Source organism: Aliivibrio sp. S2TY2 (genome assembly GCF_028765525.1).
In the GTDB taxonomy this organism is placed as follows: Bacteria; Pseudomonadota; Gammaproteobacteria; order Enterobacterales; family Vibrionaceae; genus Aliivibrio; species Aliivibrio finisterrensis_A.
Genome location: NZ_JARACS010000002.1, coordinates 450,871 through 466,799, shown reverse-complemented (window position 1 = coordinate 466,799; position 15,929 = coordinate 450,871). Strand labels below are relative to the sequence as shown.

Sequence of the window (15,929 nt, the reverse complement as noted above, 5' to 3'; positions counted from 1 at the left end):
ATTATTAATGCTCCTTATTCATAATCTTGTTGATCTAGCTGAACTAAACTCTCGAAGATCATTTCATCGATCTCCTCAAAACTAGTTCTAATCCGTGGTTCTCTGTCTTTATAGCCACTTAGATAAAGCACTATGGGTGAGATTACGTCACAATCTCGAACTGCTTTCGTCATTGGGATGTAAGGGAATACTTGTAGTTCTACCTCTTCCTGAAACTCTTCCCAACCTGTTCTTCGCTCTCTTATAAAGTACTTGGAAACCTTGTTGATTGTGCTTGAAGTTATCGCAAAGTCTTTACGAGCATCATTATCCATTACAACAGCGTAGCAAGGGACTTGGGGAGAGCTTAGCAATGTGTATCTAGATAGGGCTGACTCTCCGGCAAGTACAGTTGGTCCTTCAATGACGCTTTTTGGTACTTGGTATACGTCAGAAGCTAGCTTGGCTAGAAGGTACTCTCTTGCTTCCCAGATTTTTTTCCTACTATGTAAGAACTTCATCTGATAAGAGCGACCGATTTTTTCTGCTTTAATGAGTCCTACATCTTGAAGTTCCTTGATACTTCTAGATATGGATGCTTTTGATACACCCACCTGAATGTCTGAAGTGGTAAATGTGCGCGGTATAACGCCATCAAGAAATCTAGCTACTATGTTCGTAGGTAAGATTCCCAGCCTCTCAGAAGGGAATAGCTTGATGTTATCTTTTGGTGGCTTGTCTTGGTGAAGCATTAGCTCTGGTATGTAAGAGCGTTCAAAAGGAATGATATGAGCAATTCTTTTCTCAGTTAATTGGAGAATTGTTGAGCGCTTCAACTCATCTACAACAAACAGTACTGGGTACTCGTTAAGCCTGCTTAACAGTTTGTCAAACATATAACGATTACTTTGAGCAAAGATGATGTCGTCATAAGTATATACGACATAGAAGCTTAACCCTCCCAATTTTCCAAGTGTTACTTTTAGCTTGTTTTTGAACTGCATAGGAACTGGTGGAATCTCTCTAGATAGCTCAAAGAGACCTACTTGGAAGTATTCTTCTAAGTAGTCGTCGCAACTTAATTTTAGATTCTTCATCTCACAACCCTTGGCACATACAGTTAAACTATAGTAACGCATATGCGTTACCTTTTGAAGAAAATCTAATATAAACTTGCTTAGTTTATGATATATAAAGACTTAAAAGGTTGCGCATTAATAGATTTACTGGTGGTAATGTTGAGGTTTTTTGATAGTAAACACGACTATGCGTAACTATCTGTATGAATTTTGTTCTTTTTCATCTCCCCCTATAGAGAGTCATTGTCGCAATCCTGATGGTTCTAGTGAGGTTGATACGCTTTTTTATAATTTTCTTATACTAGTAAACGCATAACTAAAATTATTTTCAATAAAACCTATGAAAGCATGGAATGTAAGGTGTTTTTCATTGCGTCGAGCGCCGTTAAATTTCTCTTTAGTTTGTTGTTATATGACCTCTGGTCGTTCGGAGCTTGAAGGCATTTTGAACCATAAACATTATCTATTTATAAGGTCTCCCAAGCCTGTTGCTAACAAGGGTAAAGTGCCTTCAGCACCTGTCTCTATCAGATAGATCTCTCAGCGTTGCATAACGGTGAGAAAAGTAAAATGTAACCATTCGACCTACCATTGAAGAACAGAAATGTCGGGCACCCCGTAAAACGAAACCTACAACACTTTCGAATAACGTCAATTATGCCAAACAACCATGAACAGGATTTGGATGAATAATTATACTAACAAGGTTTGGGGCAATAGCAAATCAGCTATAACCCCTGCACTTAAATAATATTAACCCTAAACCTCTCCAGCCACCGCACATTGGCCTTCAATCACTACCTTCTGCTTCTTCTCTAATATCTCAAACACAATCAACAACACAGCAGCGATAACAGCACCAGCAAAGCATAAATACAGTGCGCTGTAGTAGTTATATAACTCACCCACCACACCCACCATCACGCTTGATACCAACACACTGATGTTCAACATGTTTGAGAACAGGGTAGAAGCCGTACCTAATCGGTCTTTCATCATATCTTGCAGTGCGACCATGCCAAGCGTTGCACATACACCAATGAAGAAACCATTAAGAATTTGAGCAATTAGCATTCCTGTAAAACTGGTGGTTGATAGCATAACAAGAAAGAACATAGCACCAGATATCACGCCAAGCGTCATTACTCTGGTTGTGCCTAGTTTATCAGCCATTTTACCGGCTCCAAGCATCACAGGGATCTCGCAAGCTGCCGCCATACCAAACATTAAGCCTAACCAACTCACATCCACTTGCAGCTCTTGTGAAAGATACAAAGGCATACTGGTGATGTACAAGTTGTTGGCAGAAAACGCACACACAATGATGAAGCAATAAAGTATTACCATACGTCCTAACGGTTTATGCTCAACAACGGTTGCCGTTCGCTCTTCTTTGGTTACGACATTATCAGGGATGAATTTAGCGATGATGAGTATCGCGATAGAGACCGTAATCGCAGAGACTGCAAACGCCGCACTAAAGCCAAATTGTGCTTTTAGCATGAACGCCGCAGGTGGACCAAATACCCACGCAATGGCAAGGCCTGCACGCATCTTGGCTAAAAAACTGGTGCTGTTAGCGACGTGTCTGTCACCATATTCTCGACCTAGAGCAAACAGTTGACCAAAAGAAGCGCCACTGACGCTACCAAACACCACTGCCATCGTAATCGCTAACCAATAATCACGAATAACGGTAAAACTGGCGACCAAAATTAAGTAACTTGCTAAAGAAACAATCAAAATGGTTTTACGGTTCCAATGCGTGTCTGAGCGTTTGGCAATAAATTGAGATACGATCACTGAACTGCTGACAGCGAGCGTCATATACAGACTTAACATCATTGGTGATGCGCTCAACTCCTCTACAATAAACAAGCTTGATAGCGGGTAAAAAAACGCACTACAAAGTCCGGTAATAAAGGCGATAAAAATAAACAAAAATGTCTTCTTGTTTTGCGGCATAGTGAAGCTCCAGTGTACGAAAGAGAATGTGGTTGAACCGTTTTATTTAGGCGTAGTCTACTCAATGATAGGGAGGGGGAGTGATGTTATTCGAGCTACCTCTAATACTATTCAGTCATTTTGTTATCTTTCTTTGACAGGTGACGCTTACACGATTAGCCTGAGAGTGACTTATTTCGAGTGGTATTAACCGTTAAGGCCAAGAATGAAACCATTTAAAGAACACGTGCAAAATGTACCTAGTTTTGATTGGATAGTAAGAGAATTTCATTGTCGTGTAGAAGATAATGAGTTTGCGTGTTCTTGGCATTATCATTCTGAGTATGAATTGGTGTTGTATCTAGACCCTGATGAGGCATTTCAAGGCAGTTATTTTGCAGGAGATGCGATTGGTGATATCCACCATAATTCTCTGCTTCTTTATGGTCCAGGTTTGCCTCATATGGTGGCAGGGCGAAGCGTAAAATTAGAGCAGTCCAAGCATCACACCTTAATTATTTGGTTTGCTCACCATTGGGTTGAGCGTTTAATGGCACTGATCCCTGAAGCGAGAAACCTCAAGCGGTTATTAGATAATTCCGCTTATGGCCTATCGTTTAGCCCAGAAACCGCACACAAGATGTCAGAATTATTAAAACACGCTAATACGCTAGATCGTCATTTGCAGGCGATAAAAGTGATTGAGATATTAGTCAGTCTTTCTGATGATACGAAAGCAAAAAAGCTATCAACCACGCCTTATCGAATTAAGCCGCTTTCCGATGATTCTGAATTAAACCATCGAATTGAGCGAGCAACTCGTTATATAGAAACGTATTATGGTGATGCAATTAAGATCTCTGATTTATGTAAGCGACTTCATATGAGTGAGAGCTCGGCTTATCGAATGTTTGAGAAGCATTATGGAATGAGTTTTTCTGACCATCTAAAGCAATATCGTATTGGTAAAGCGTGTGAGCTGTTAGCGAGTACTAACTTTCCTATCGCATTAGTGGCAGAAAAAACGGGATTTAAAAATATATCTAATTTTAATCGCCAGTTTAAAGAGCTAAAAATGATGACGCCGAGTGAGTTTCGACGTCGATTTAATTAGCATAAAATAAAAAATAGAGCCTCGGTTATTCACTAGAAAAGTAGTTAGACATAAACTCAATAAAGGCTCGAATGGCGATGTCGATATATCTTTCAACCAAATCAACCCATTTATCTGATACTGACGCATCCACAGTAAGTTCCGCCGCAACAGTGTCCTGTTCGATAATTGCAGCCAGTTGTGCTTGAACATTCGTCATAGGTCGCGATGTTACTTATACATTTTGCTATCGGACAGCTTCTCTTTCATAAAATCAACGAAGCAACGAACTTTGAGTGGTACATAGCGATTTTGTGGGTAGATTGCATTAAACGGTAATGTTTGTCCTGAGTAGTTCCCCATGATTTCTTTTAGCGCCCCTGACTTGATATGAGTGTTTACCATCCAATTCGGTAGCTGAACAATACCTATTCCGGCCAGTGCGACTTCTAATAATACATCCCCATTATCACTCTGAAAGTTACCGTTAACTGCTACTGATAATTCTTTATCTTCCTTAATAAAACGCCATACATTAATGGATTTGAGATTTGAGAACACAAGGCAGTTATGCTTTTTAAGTTCCTCGGGTTCTTTGGGTTCCCCATATCGAGCTAGGTATTGAGGTGAGGCCAATAACATCATTGGGTTGTTAAACAAGTGTCTCGCCACCAGAGATGAATCCTCCAACGGTCTAGCACGAATTGCTACATCGATCCCATCACTAATCATATCCACATGTTTGTCACCCAGAACCAAATCTACTTTAATTTCCGGATATAGAGTAAAAAACTCAGCAATGTGTGGCGCAATCACCAAGCGACCAAACGCGACAGGAGCGGCAATTCGGATAGTTCCACGCGGTGAAGCAATTTCTGCGCGAGCTCTTGCTTCTGCTTCATCTAGATCTCCTAAAATCGCCACGCACTGCTCAAAGTATTCTGTGCCTGTTGGGGTGAGAGTATGATCTCGACTGCTGCGGGTTAGCAGTTTCACACCTATTTGCTGTTCAAGTGCCGCTACCTTTTTGCTTATCGTGGTTTGGGTCGTATTCATATCACGGCCTGCAGCAGAAAAACTGCCCATCTGCACGACACGGACAAAGGCACGCATGGCGCTGAGTTGATCCATAATACACTCCAATTATTCTCAATTCGCATAGTGATTTGCCATATTAGCACATGATTAGTTCAAATTACGTAAGGCTATTATTCCAAAATCGCATACTTGCTAGTCATGACTACTCAGTTCTCACACCCTTCGATACATTCTATGATTCATCTCAAGCCAAATAGCTAGTGAATAAATAAAAACTCATTTGCCGCTAATTACATAGTTAATGAATATTGCATTCAGTCAGAAGGCTGAAATGTCGATGTAGGAGATCCTTATGGATATGCAACAAAAGCTACAAATTTTATTAGACAAGCAAGATATTACTGAAGTCATTTATCGCCATGCACGCTCGCTAGACCGTATGGACAGTGAACTTATGAAGTCGACCTACTGGGAAGACGCGATTGAAGAACACCAAGACCCTATCTATCCGGATCTATTCTTCTACAACGACAATGCTCATAATTTTGTTACGCCTGCAATGGAAGGTTTTAAAGCGCTTAAAGTAACTCAACACCGCATTAGTAACGTCCTTATCAACGTAGATGGTGACACGGCAACGGCTGAAAGCTATGTGTGGGCTTACCACGTTCACGAAGAAGATGGCGTGGAAAAAGAGGGGATTTTAGGTGGTCGCCACTTCTACAAGTTTGAGCGCCGTAACGGTGTTTGGAAAATGGTTCATCGCCTAACAGCGTTCGACTGGAACCAGAACCAAGATGCTTCATCGGTTTGGTCTCCAGACTTTGAAGATAAATACTTCGGTCAACGTGATCGTACAGATGCTAGCTACAATTACATTGAAAACTAAGCCTTAGATTCTAACCATAATTATGAATTGGAGTTTATTCGTAATCCCGAGAATAAAACTATCTAATCCGTGGAACTTTCTTATTAAGAATCAAGTAGAGACTAAAGTATGAACAAAGATATCCTGTTTGACACCATTAATCTTAGTGATGACCTAAGCTTAAAAAACCGTATTGTTATGGCACCGATGACCCGATCAATGGCGACAGAGGAATTAATACCAACTAACGCGATGGCAGATTACTATGGACGCCGTGCTGACGTGGGTTTAATCGTTGCGGAAGCCACTATCATTTCGCCAATGGCACAGGGCTATCCAAATACTCCAGGTCTATATAACGAGGCTCAAATTGAGGGGTGGAAGAAAGTTACTGACAAGGTTCATCAGAACGGAGGTAAAATTTTTGCCCAACTTTGGCACTGTGGTCGAGTTTCTCACCCTTATTATCTAGATGGAAAACAGCCAGTAGCACCTTCAGCGGTAACATTAAATGGCCGTGTACCTCGCGGTAACGGTCTACAATATGGCATGCCGCGCGAAATATCTGAAACTGAAATTTTTGAGGTGATTCAGGAGTTTGCTAAGGCCGCGGAAAACGCCCGAAAGGCTGGTTTTGATGGGGTGGAACTTCACGCTGCCAACGGTTATTTGTTGGATCAGTTTCTGCATTGGGAAACCAACCGACGTAATGACGCATGGGGCGGAAGTCCAGAAAAAATGGCGCGCTTTTTATTTGACGTCATTGATGCGGTTCAGAAAGAAATTAACCATGTCGCTGTTCGCTTATCTCCGGTAGGGCATCAGCACCTAGAGCTTAATGAGGACGACAAAATAATATCGGATTACGTACTGCAACGATTAAATCAATATAACCTAACCTATGTTCATACGGGATCGCACAATGATATCCCCTTTGAATACATTAACGGTACAGTGACTCAATACATACGCAGTGTTTATCAAGGTACAGTGATTGCCTGTGGAGGCTATAGTCCTGAAAGTGCTCGTGACACACTGCGTCGTGGGGATGCTAACCTGATAGCAATAGGCCGTCCGTTGATCGCTAATCCAGATTATATTGAAAAAGTGCGTGCTAATAAACCACTCACAGAGTATAGGGTTGAAATGCTAAATGAGCTTGTCTAGATGGTAAGGTTAGCAAAAAGTACCTTATTTCTATTCTATAAAATAAGTATTGTTGATTTCATTCTCAGGTTTTCTCTATCGCAAGCGTTTTGTATTATTTTGGATAACCCAAACAGAGATACTTGAAACAAACTGAGGGGAATAGCAAATTAGCTATTTCCCCTTAGCTTTAAATAGATAGGGTAAAAGTTAATGCCCAGAAGAAAGTAGATCTGGATTAGTCACTAGGTTTCTTACACCATGAGCATGATCTTCTTCAAAATCATTTTCTGTTAACCATTCAGCGACAGAACTAATATTAACTTTAGTCACTTGTGGTCTAACGCTCCAAGTTACTTGTAAAGGTGATCCTTGCTCATTATAGCTAGGCCCTGTTGTTGAACCTGCGTATTGAATTGGCTTTCCTGTATTAACTGGAATGTTCACTGCTTGGTAATACCCCGACTTTTTAGCGTATTCAGTTAAATACTCAAAATCCTGAGCTGAATTATCATTAACTAAAACATACACTTGTGTTTCTACACGTAATTGTGGGTTGCCAATTGAGTCAGATAAACATGCACCAAGTGTTGGGCCTGGTTTAACGTTAGCCGTGGTATGAACATAATGCACTTCAATGGTGTCACCAGATTGCAGTGTACTATTTTTGTGATTAAATGGTTTTAGTTCTGCTTTACTTAGCTTGCCGTTATACGCATAGCCAGTATTGCTGCCTTTTCCATCGCCATTGCCAACGTAGGTAGTAAATTCGCCACCTTTATGTTCCGCATTTTTATGGAAATGAATATTACATAAATTCATTTGAGTATATTCTGGCGCTAATCCAAACAGACGTTGATTATTGCCAGTTAAGTTATCGATATCTCTAGGAGATTGAGGGCCAAATCCTTTACCATCAGTATTCTTTGCTAGAGCTGCTCTCTGTTCAGTAATGATATTATCATTAACGGTTTTATTAGTGTCTGTAAACGCTGCGGCAGTAGTGCTCATAAAAACAAGTGAAGTAACCAGTAGTTTTGCTTTCATAAAATAGATACCTTATCGTGATAACATTATCAAAATAAATTTACATAATAATTAGATATTATAAAACGAAAAGAATGTAACATTGGTGTACACAATGTTACAGATGTAAGTGATTTGATGGTTATCTATTATTTGCAAATATATTTCTATATAAAATACATACTTTGTTGTAAATAGTTCATTATCTTACAAAAAATACCAATGCTAATAGAGTGCTGATGTCGATTAAATCGAGATATCGAGTAGGGAAGCGAAATGAATTTAAATTTTATCAAACATTTTTTAGCGGTGTATGACTTTGGTAGCGTGACAAAAGCCGCGGATCATTTGAATATTACCCAGCCTTCAATGAGCAGTGCGATTAAAAAATTTGAAGAGAGTTACGGGCAGCCGTTATTTCTAAAAGTAGGACGATCTCTAGAGCCAACCGATGCAGCTCATTCATTAGCCTATCAAGTTAGACCTATCATGGAGCAATTGGTGGTGGCGTTGGAATCTCCACGTCGTTTGATAATCAGCGCGCCAGAAATCGTATTGCAATCTTTGCCTGATATGGACGATGCGTTGCTGACAGAAAGCCCAGCGGTTGAGTACCAAATGCTTGATAAAATTCGCTCGGGTGAAGTCGATATCTTGATTGATGATATTACCGTGACGGACTATACCTTTGTGAGTGAGAGTTTAGGTAAATTGGATATCGCCTTTGCGTGTCGATGCGATCACCCAAGTATTACTGGGAATTCATTAAGTTTAGAGCAATTTAATCAAGCTGAGCATGTCATGCTTAAATTGAAAAATGAGAATATGGGGGCATTTGAAACGCGTCCTGATGAGATATTTGAGCGTAACATTGTTCGTGAAGTCAGTGGGCCATCTAATTTATTGTTAAGCGTTAGACACACGGATGCGATCTGTATTGTGGCTGAAAGTATGTTTGGTTTAGCCCAAGAGCTCGGTCTAAAGGTATTGGAGTCACCTTTTCCACTTCAACCGTATGAAATTAAGCTTATTTATCATCGCCGTAATATAAGCAATAAAACGCATCAATATGTACGTGAGCAGATTAAAGCTAGACTAAGTGAGCTGCATCAATAAATACATAGATAAAAACTATACATCGAATAGTCAGTGACCGATAGTTTCTCGTTATCAAGCATCATAGTATTACCTGATTAGAGTCTAATTCATTCATCTTTAATGAAAAATTAGATTTATTTGAATGATAGGTAAACCGGAGTTATTTGATGAAAATTGATAAAGATGTTCTTATTCCTCGTACATTAGTTGCAGCTATTATTGCCGTTTTGGTTATTGCACCTAATGTGTAACGTAAAAATTATAGCAAGAGAAAATTTGATACTGCTTTTGAATTAAGATAATAAAAAACCTTCTTTTTATTATCTTTTTTGCTTTTCTCCCACTTAAATAATTACACCTTAATCTTATGCTCTAACGGGCATTCTACATCAATTAATAACTCATTAAGTTTAGCTGGACACAGCATATCTTCTTTCGCTACTGAGAACTTAGCCGCCATATTTTGATTAAATAGATTCCAATGCTGCAGTAACAGTTTTTCATGGTTATTTGCAAATTGTGGCCAGGTTTCAGACATCATTGGAGTTAAGCTTGATGCACCATGAGCAAAAATTAGCATTTGCCACTTGGTTTCCCAAATATCGAGTTTTCCATCAGGGTTGGCTTCATTGTATTCTTCAAAAAGATCTTTAAATATCGCTTCAAACTCGCACTTAGTTTTTAAGAAGTACTCAAGTAATGCGTTGTCATCTTGGCGAATGGCATCGGCGATCATTTTAATTGGCTGTGGGTTCATCAAGGTAAACGCAGACAGCTTAACGATGAAGAGATAAATACGATAGCTGGGTGTTTTATCGGTTGGTAGTGACTCGATAATAGCATCTAAGTAGCTCTGCATATGTTTATCACAGGCATCACAAATCGCCTTCCAAATCATATCTTTACTACCAAAGTGATGACGAATAAGACTGTGGGAAACGCCCGCTTTTTCACTGATATTACGCAGTGATACACGCTCGTAACCTAGCTCGCCAAACATCGTTGCCGCAACCATTAAGATTTGACATTTTGTTTGTTCAGCAGCTTCGGTACTTCTTTTTCCCTGCTTTTTCTCTGTCATTATTCACCCTTAGTTTGTGCTCTTAATTACCAATATATACGTATTAAGTGTTGCTAATCGCTTTGATTTCTGAGCAGCCGGATACGTATTGATGGCCTAAGCATACCAAGTTCAGCGCCTAACGCGTACTTAAAAATGCAATTTTCAACTATTTTACTGCACAGGTGTAAAATATATTGATCTACTTCAAATTAAAACTATACTGCACAGGTGTGTAATAAATAATATGAGTGGAGATACTTGTGCGAAAACTAAATATAAAGCGCACATTCCTAGGTGCTGTAATGGCATTAAGTCTGTCAGGAATGCTAACTGGTTGTGAAAAAGCTATATCTGAAACAACAGATATGACAGTTAAGCCTGTAAAACTATTGTCGGTAAAAGATCTCGCTGTTGCTGATTCTGATGCGTTCCTTGCACGCATTGACGCTACGTATCGAGCACAGTTGTCATTTCAAGTAGGTGGTGAAGTCTCTGATATCAAAGTAAAAATGGGACAAGCGGTAACTAAAGGTGAGTTATTGGCATCACTGGATCCAAATGATTTACAACTGGCATGGGATGCAGCGAAAGCACAGTTCTCACTAGCGAAGACACAATGGAACCGCGCTAAGAGTTTGTACAGTAAGAAGCTAATCAGCACCAATGATTATGACCAACGTGAAACGCAATACCAAGCGGCATTGGCAAACTTTGAGCAAGCAAAAACAGATTTAAGTTATACCGAAATTCACGCGCCGTTCTCGGGAATTATTTCGTATACCTATGTAAAACCACATCAAATTGTGGGTGAGAAGCAAGAGATCTTAAACCTGATTGATAACACAACATTGGATGTGTCGGTAACCTTACCTATTAGCTACGTAGACTCAGTTTCTATTCCTGCATTAATTAGCAGTGATATGTGGGTAACCATGGATAATGAGCCTAACAATCAAATTAATGGTAGATTTAAAGAGATCTCAACGCAGCCTAATTTAGACACGAACAGTTATGAAGCGATTGTAACGATGGCCTTGCCTGAAGGGCGCAATTTATTAACGGGCATGACGGGACAAGTTCATATTCCCAAACAGAAAAGCTCTGATTATTTGCAACTTCCCCAAAGTGCGTGGGTAAGTAAAAACACCAACCAAGGGCAAGTGTGGTTAATGAATGAAGAAACAAACACCGTCACTAAAGCGACGTTACCGTTAAACGAGCAAGGGTTGGTGATATCAGGCCTAAACGCGAATGATTATGTTGTGATTGCCGGCGTTGATAGCCTTGTTGAAGGTCAAACAGTAAAAGCATGGCAGCGTGAGGAAGGTATTTAATGAAGCGTTCATTATATTCATTATTGGTACTGAGCCTCTTTATGCTAACGGGTTGCCAAGAAGAAACGGTAACTGAAACCAGTGAACCACTTTATATCTCTGGCTTTACAGTTGGTTCGCCTGTGACCCAACAATTTCGCTCTTTTAAAGGTCAAGTGGTTCCTGCTGAGCAAACCCCTATTGCGTTTCGCGTTACCGGTGAGATCCAAGAGGTCTTAGTTAAAGCGGGAGATGTGGTTAAACAAGGCCAGATCATTGCAAAACTAGAAAACAGTAAAGCAAAACAAGCGGTAAATGATGCGAAAGCACAATACACACTCGCGTCAAAACAGTACCAACGTGGTAAAGAATTGAACCGCCGTGAAATGATTTCAAAAGCAGAATTAGACGAGTTATTTGCGAATAGAGAATTGGCTCAAGCGACATATCGTTCAGCTAAAAATCAGTTAACTTATACTCATCTTGTTGCACCATTTAACGGCAAAGTGCTTGATGTTTATAAAGAGCAGTTTGAACGCGCAGCGGCAGGCGAGCCTATTCTTAATTTGTACCAAAACGATAAAGTGTACGTACGTATTGATCTGTCAGATAACGTGTTAGCGATGATAAACCCTGAAACCAATCGAGACTCTTATCATCCAATGACCACATTTGTAGGTTTATCAGACTCTTATTCTATGGAGTATTTAGAGCACACTAGTGAGCCGAGTGCGCAAACTCAAACCTATGAGATGTACTTAACCATGCCTCAACCGAGTATTGAGATTTTGCCTGGTACCAGTGCCACGGTGAATGTGGACATGGTAGAAGCCGGAATAACCTCAATTGATGGCTACCATGTACCAGTGACGGTATTGCAAGCAGGCCAAAAAGCAGGTCAGTTTTATGTTTGGATCATACGTGATGGACAAGCAATCAAAGTACCAGTAACCATTCGCCAAATAAACGGTGAAGGAGCAATTGTGGCTTCTGGTATTACTCAAGGTGATGTTCTTGCCAACTCAAGTTTACGAAAATTACGTGAAGGCAAAGAAGTAACGTTAGTGGAGAATCAACAATAATGAACATTGCTGAATATTCGATAAAAAACAAAGTCATTAGCTGGCTATTCATTGTTATTTTAACTATTGGTGGTATCACCTCATTCTTAGATTTAGGTCGTTTAGAAGATCCTGCTTTTACGATTAAAGATGCGATGATTATTTCTACTTATCCGGGGGCAACCTCAAAAGAAGTAGAAGAAGAGTTAACGTATCCGTTAGAAAAAGCGATCCGTAAATTACCTTACATCGATAAAATTACATCGACCTCCTCTAATGGAATGTCACAGATCATGGTGAGCATGAAGATGGATTACGGTCCAGATGAGTTGCCACAGATCTGGGATGAAATGCGTCGTAAAATTAATGATTTGAAACCAACTCTTCCTCAAGGGGTTCAATCTTTACAGATCATTGATGATTTTGGTGACGTGTTTGGCGTAATGATGATGCTAACGGGTGACGATTATAACTATGTTGAGTTAAAACGTTATGCCGACACATTAACGCGCGAATTAGAACTGATTGATGGCGTAGGTAAAGTCTCTATCGCGGGCGATCAACAAGAAATGCTGTTTGTTGAGATCTCTCTCGATCGCTTAGCGGCACTGAACCTAGACATGAACACCGTGGCCGGCCTATTAAACCAACAAAATAACGTGGTGCAGGCGGGTGAAGTCTTGGTGAATGGTGAGAGCTTGACCATTCGTCCAAGCGGTACGTTAACCACGATTGAATCGTTAGAAGATTTGATTATTCATGGTCGTGATACGGGCAATCTAATTCGTTTAAAAGACGTCGCAACCATTAGCCGTGGCACGCAAGAGAAACCAAGCAATGTGATCCGATTTAACGGGAAAGATGCGTTAAATATCGGTTTATCGTTCGCTTCTGGTGTAAACGTGGTTGAAGTTGGTCAACGTGTACAAGACGAATTAGCCTATCTAGAATCGATCAAACCTGCGGGACTTGAGTTAAGTTATTTCTATAACCAAGCGCAAGAAGTCGATACGTCAGTTCGTGATTTTATTATCAGCTTAGGTGAAGCGGTCGCGATTGTTATTGTGGTTCTACTGTTCGCTATGGGTATGCGAAGCGGCCTAATTATTGGTGTGGTGTTACTACTGACCGTATTCGGCACGTTTATCTTAATGAGCTACAACAACATTGACCTTCACCGTATCTCATTGGGTGCATTAATTATTGCGCTAGGGATGCTGGTAGATAATGCCATTGTAGTGGTTGAGGGGATTTTAGTTGGTCTCAAAAAAGGACGCACCAAGGTTCAAGCAGCTGCGGACATTGTAAAACAAACACAGTGGCCTTTATTGGGCGCAACAGTGATCGCGATTGCCGCATTTGCTCCGATTGGTCTGTCTGAAGATGCCACTGGCGAGTTCATGGGCGACTTGTATTGGGTGTTGTGTTACTCACTGTTTTTAAGTTGGGTAACGGCTATTACAATCACGCCATTCTTAGCTGACTTGTTATTGAAAGAAGAAGATAAAAACACAGGTGAAGAAGAAGACGCATACAAAGGGTTCTTATTTACTGCGTTTGGTTCATCACTTAAGTTGGCTTTACGCTTCCGTTGGGTAACGGTTATCTCACTAGTGGGTTTACTTGTCGTTGCGGTAATGGCGTTTGGTAATGTGAAGCAGCAATTCTTCCCTGCATCAAACACGCCAATGTTTTACGTGGATATGTGGATGCCAGAAGGCACTGATATTCGTGAGACAATTAAGCAATCAGAAGCGGTTGAGAGCTATATTAATAAGCAAGATAACATTGAGTTTGTATCAGCGTCGATTGGTCAAGGTATGCAGCGTTTTGCGCTAACTTACCAACCAGAAAAAAGCTATGAAGCGTATGCACAATTTCAGATCCGAACGACGGATCGCGAATCAATGTTTAGCTTGTTAGAAAACCTAACCAACTCATTAGATAAGCGCTTTGAGAAGCCTACCTTCCAATTCAAAATGATGGAATTTGGTCCTTCGCCAGCGTCTAAGATTGAAGTGCGTATTTCAGGGCCAGATCCTCAAATCTTGCGTGATTTAGCGGCCGATGTTGAAGACATTCTAGCGACGGATTCAGGCTCAAGAAACATTCGACATGATTGGCGTGAACGTACTAAAGAACTAACGCCTGAGTTTAATGAGTCGAAAGCGCGTCGTTTAGGGATCTCAAAAGAAGACTTATCAAATACGCTGCAAATGGCATTTGGTGGTAATACATTAGGAATGCTGCGTGATGGTACACATACATTGCCGATTGTGGCGCGTTTGCCAGAAGTAGAGCGTGTGGATTTTGAATCACTGCAAAACGTGAAGATCTGGAGCCCATCATTGCAAAGCTACATTCCAGTAGACCAGGTGATTGATGGCGTGAACCTAGATTGGAGTGAACCTCTTATCCAGCGTCGCGACAGAAAACGTACCATTACGGTAATGGCTGATCATGATTTATTAAGTGATGATACGCCTGCTAGTTTGTTAGCGCGTGTTCAACCAAAAGTGTTGGAGATGCCGTTACCAGAAGGGTATGAAATTACATGGGGTGGTGAATATGAATCATCAAAAGATGCACAAGAGTCTCTATTTGGTTCATTGCCAATGGGTTACTTGTTCATGTTTATCATCACTATGCTGCTGTTTAACTCGTTTAAAAAGCCGTTAGTGATTTGGTTTACGGTTCCGCTTTCTATCATTGGTGTGGCGTTTGGTTTATTGAGTACCAATATGCCGTTTAGCTTTACCGCGTTCTTAGGGTTATTAAGTTTAAGTGGTATGATTTTGAAAAACGGGATTGTGTTGCTTGATCAAATCAACATTGAATTGACCTCAGGAAAAGATCCGTACATTGCGATAGTGGACAGTGCGATCAGTCGTGTTCGTCCTGTGAGTATGGCGGCGTTAACGACAATACTAGGGCTTATTCCATTATTGTTTGATGCGTTCTTTAGCTCAATGGCTATTACGATTATGGCGGGTTTAGGTTTTGCGACCATCCTTACTTTGATTGTAGTGCCAGTAATGTACGCGATTTTATTTAAGATTAAGCCAGCACCAAACCACGCATAAATAAATACTGTCTTTGAGTTTATTTTTACTCACCAATCACAATGGCCTTAGGGTTATTGTGGTTGGTTTTTTACGTTATAATCACCCTAAAGATAGTTACTTATATTTCACGGGTTAATACTATATTTTGAGTGATAA

13 protein-coding genes are annotated in these 15,929 nt (G+C 40.4%); 7 read left to right on the top strand and 6 right to left on the bottom strand.

All coding sequences use genetic code 11. The annotated features are described in order from the left end of the window. Positions 1 to 14: 14 nt before the first annotated feature. Both PVK63_RS05900 and PVK63_RS05895 read right to left on the bottom strand, forming a co-directional pair. On the bottom strand, positions 15 to 1,076 hold the full coding sequence (locus tag PVK63_RS05900) for a hypothetical protein (protein WP_130087911.1): 1,062 nt from the start codon (positions 1,074 to 1,076) through the stop codon (positions 15 to 17). A 741-nt stretch (positions 1,077 to 1,817) separates the two neighbouring features. Further along, positions 1,818 to 3,023: a sugar efflux transporter gene (locus tag PVK63_RS05895; RefSeq protein WP_130087912.1), complete on the bottom strand. Its 1,206-nt coding sequence runs from the start codon at positions 3,021 to 3,023 to the stop codon at positions 1,818 to 1,820. Positions 3,024 to 3,228: 205 nt separating this feature from the next. On the opposite strand from PVK63_RS05895, the gene PVK63_RS05890 reads away from it, so the two are divergent. Further along, a complete protein-coding gene (locus PVK63_RS05890) occupies positions 3,229 to 4,116 on the top strand; it encodes a helix-turn-helix transcriptional regulator (protein WP_130087913.1) in 888 nt (295 codons plus the stop codon). 25 nt (positions 4,117 to 4,141) lie between these two features. Here PVK63_RS05890 and PVK63_RS05885 read toward each other — a convergent pair whose 3' ends face one another. Then, on the bottom strand, positions 4,142 to 4,315 hold the full coding sequence (locus PVK63_RS05885) for a hypothetical protein (protein WP_165371227.1): 174 nt from the start codon (positions 4,313 to 4,315) through the stop codon (positions 4,142 to 4,144). Positions 4,316 to 4,326: 11 nt separating this feature from the next. Then, on the bottom strand, positions 4,327 to 5,226 hold the full coding sequence (locus PVK63_RS05880; RefSeq protein WP_130087914.1) for a LysR family transcriptional regulator: 900 nt from the start codon (positions 5,224 to 5,226) through the stop codon (positions 4,327 to 4,329). Positions 5,227 to 5,485: 259 nt separating this feature from the next. Between PVK63_RS05880 and PVK63_RS05875 the strand changes: the two genes are divergently transcribed. Both PVK63_RS05875 and PVK63_RS05870 read left to right on the top strand, forming a co-directional pair. After that, positions 5,486 to 6,022: a nuclear transport factor 2 family protein gene (locus PVK63_RS05875; RefSeq protein WP_130046024.1), complete on the top strand. Its 537-nt coding sequence runs from the start codon at positions 5,486 to 5,488 to the stop codon at positions 6,020 to 6,022. A gap of 108 nt (positions 6,023 to 6,130) precedes the next feature. Beyond that, positions 6,131 to 7,168, top strand: a complete 1,038-nt coding sequence (locus PVK63_RS05870) for an alkene reductase (protein ID WP_130087915.1) — start codon at positions 6,131 to 6,133, stop codon at positions 7,166 to 7,168. 189 nt (positions 7,169 to 7,357) lie between these two features. Here PVK63_RS05870 and PVK63_RS05865 read toward each other — a convergent pair whose 3' ends face one another. Next, positions 7,358 to 8,194 carry a delta-class carbonic anhydrase gene (locus PVK63_RS05865; protein WP_130045970.1) on the bottom strand — a complete coding sequence of 279 codons (837 nt, stop codon included), beginning with the start codon at positions 8,192 to 8,194 and terminating at the stop codon, positions 7,358 to 7,360. A 255-nt stretch (positions 8,195 to 8,449) separates the two neighbouring features. Here PVK63_RS05865 and PVK63_RS05860 point away from each other — a divergent pair, with 255 nt between their 5' ends. Further along, the gene (locus PVK63_RS05860) at positions 8,450 to 9,289 is read left to right on the top strand and encodes a LysR family transcriptional regulator (protein ID WP_130045969.1); all 840 of its coding nucleotides are present in this window, start codon (positions 8,450 to 8,452) and stop codon (positions 9,287 to 9,289) included. A 334-nt stretch (positions 9,290 to 9,623) separates the two neighbouring features. Here PVK63_RS05860 and PVK63_RS05855 read toward each other — a convergent pair whose 3' ends face one another. Beyond that, on the bottom strand, positions 9,624 to 10,352 hold the full coding sequence (locus PVK63_RS05855) for a TetR/AcrR family transcriptional regulator (RefSeq protein ID WP_130087916.1): 729 nt from the start codon (positions 10,350 to 10,352) through the stop codon (positions 9,624 to 9,626). 242 nt (positions 10,353 to 10,594) lie between these two features. Here PVK63_RS05855 and PVK63_RS05850 point away from each other — a divergent pair, with 242 nt between their 5' ends. From PVK63_RS05850 to PVK63_RS05840, 3 genes are read left to right on the top strand one after another with little or no spacing between them, the layout of a single operon-like run. After that, a complete protein-coding gene (locus PVK63_RS05850; protein ID WP_130087917.1) occupies positions 10,595 to 11,668 on the top strand; it encodes an efflux RND transporter periplasmic adaptor subunit in 1,074 nt (357 codons plus the stop codon). Continuing rightward, positions 11,668 to 12,729 carry an efflux RND transporter periplasmic adaptor subunit gene (locus PVK63_RS05845; protein ID WP_130087918.1) on the top strand — a complete coding sequence of 354 codons (1,062 nt, stop codon included), beginning with the start codon at positions 11,668 to 11,670 and terminating at the stop codon, positions 12,727 to 12,729. The genes PVK63_RS05850 and PVK63_RS05845 overlap by 1 nt, the downstream gene beginning before the upstream one ends. Beyond that, complete coding sequence (locus PVK63_RS05840; RefSeq protein WP_130087919.1) at positions 12,729 to 15,791, top strand: efflux RND transporter permease subunit; 3,063 nt, start codon at positions 12,729 to 12,731, stop codon at positions 15,789 to 15,791. Before PVK63_RS05845 ends, PVK63_RS05840 begins: the two co-directional genes overlap by 1 nt. Positions 15,792 to 15,929: the final 138 nt, after the last annotated feature.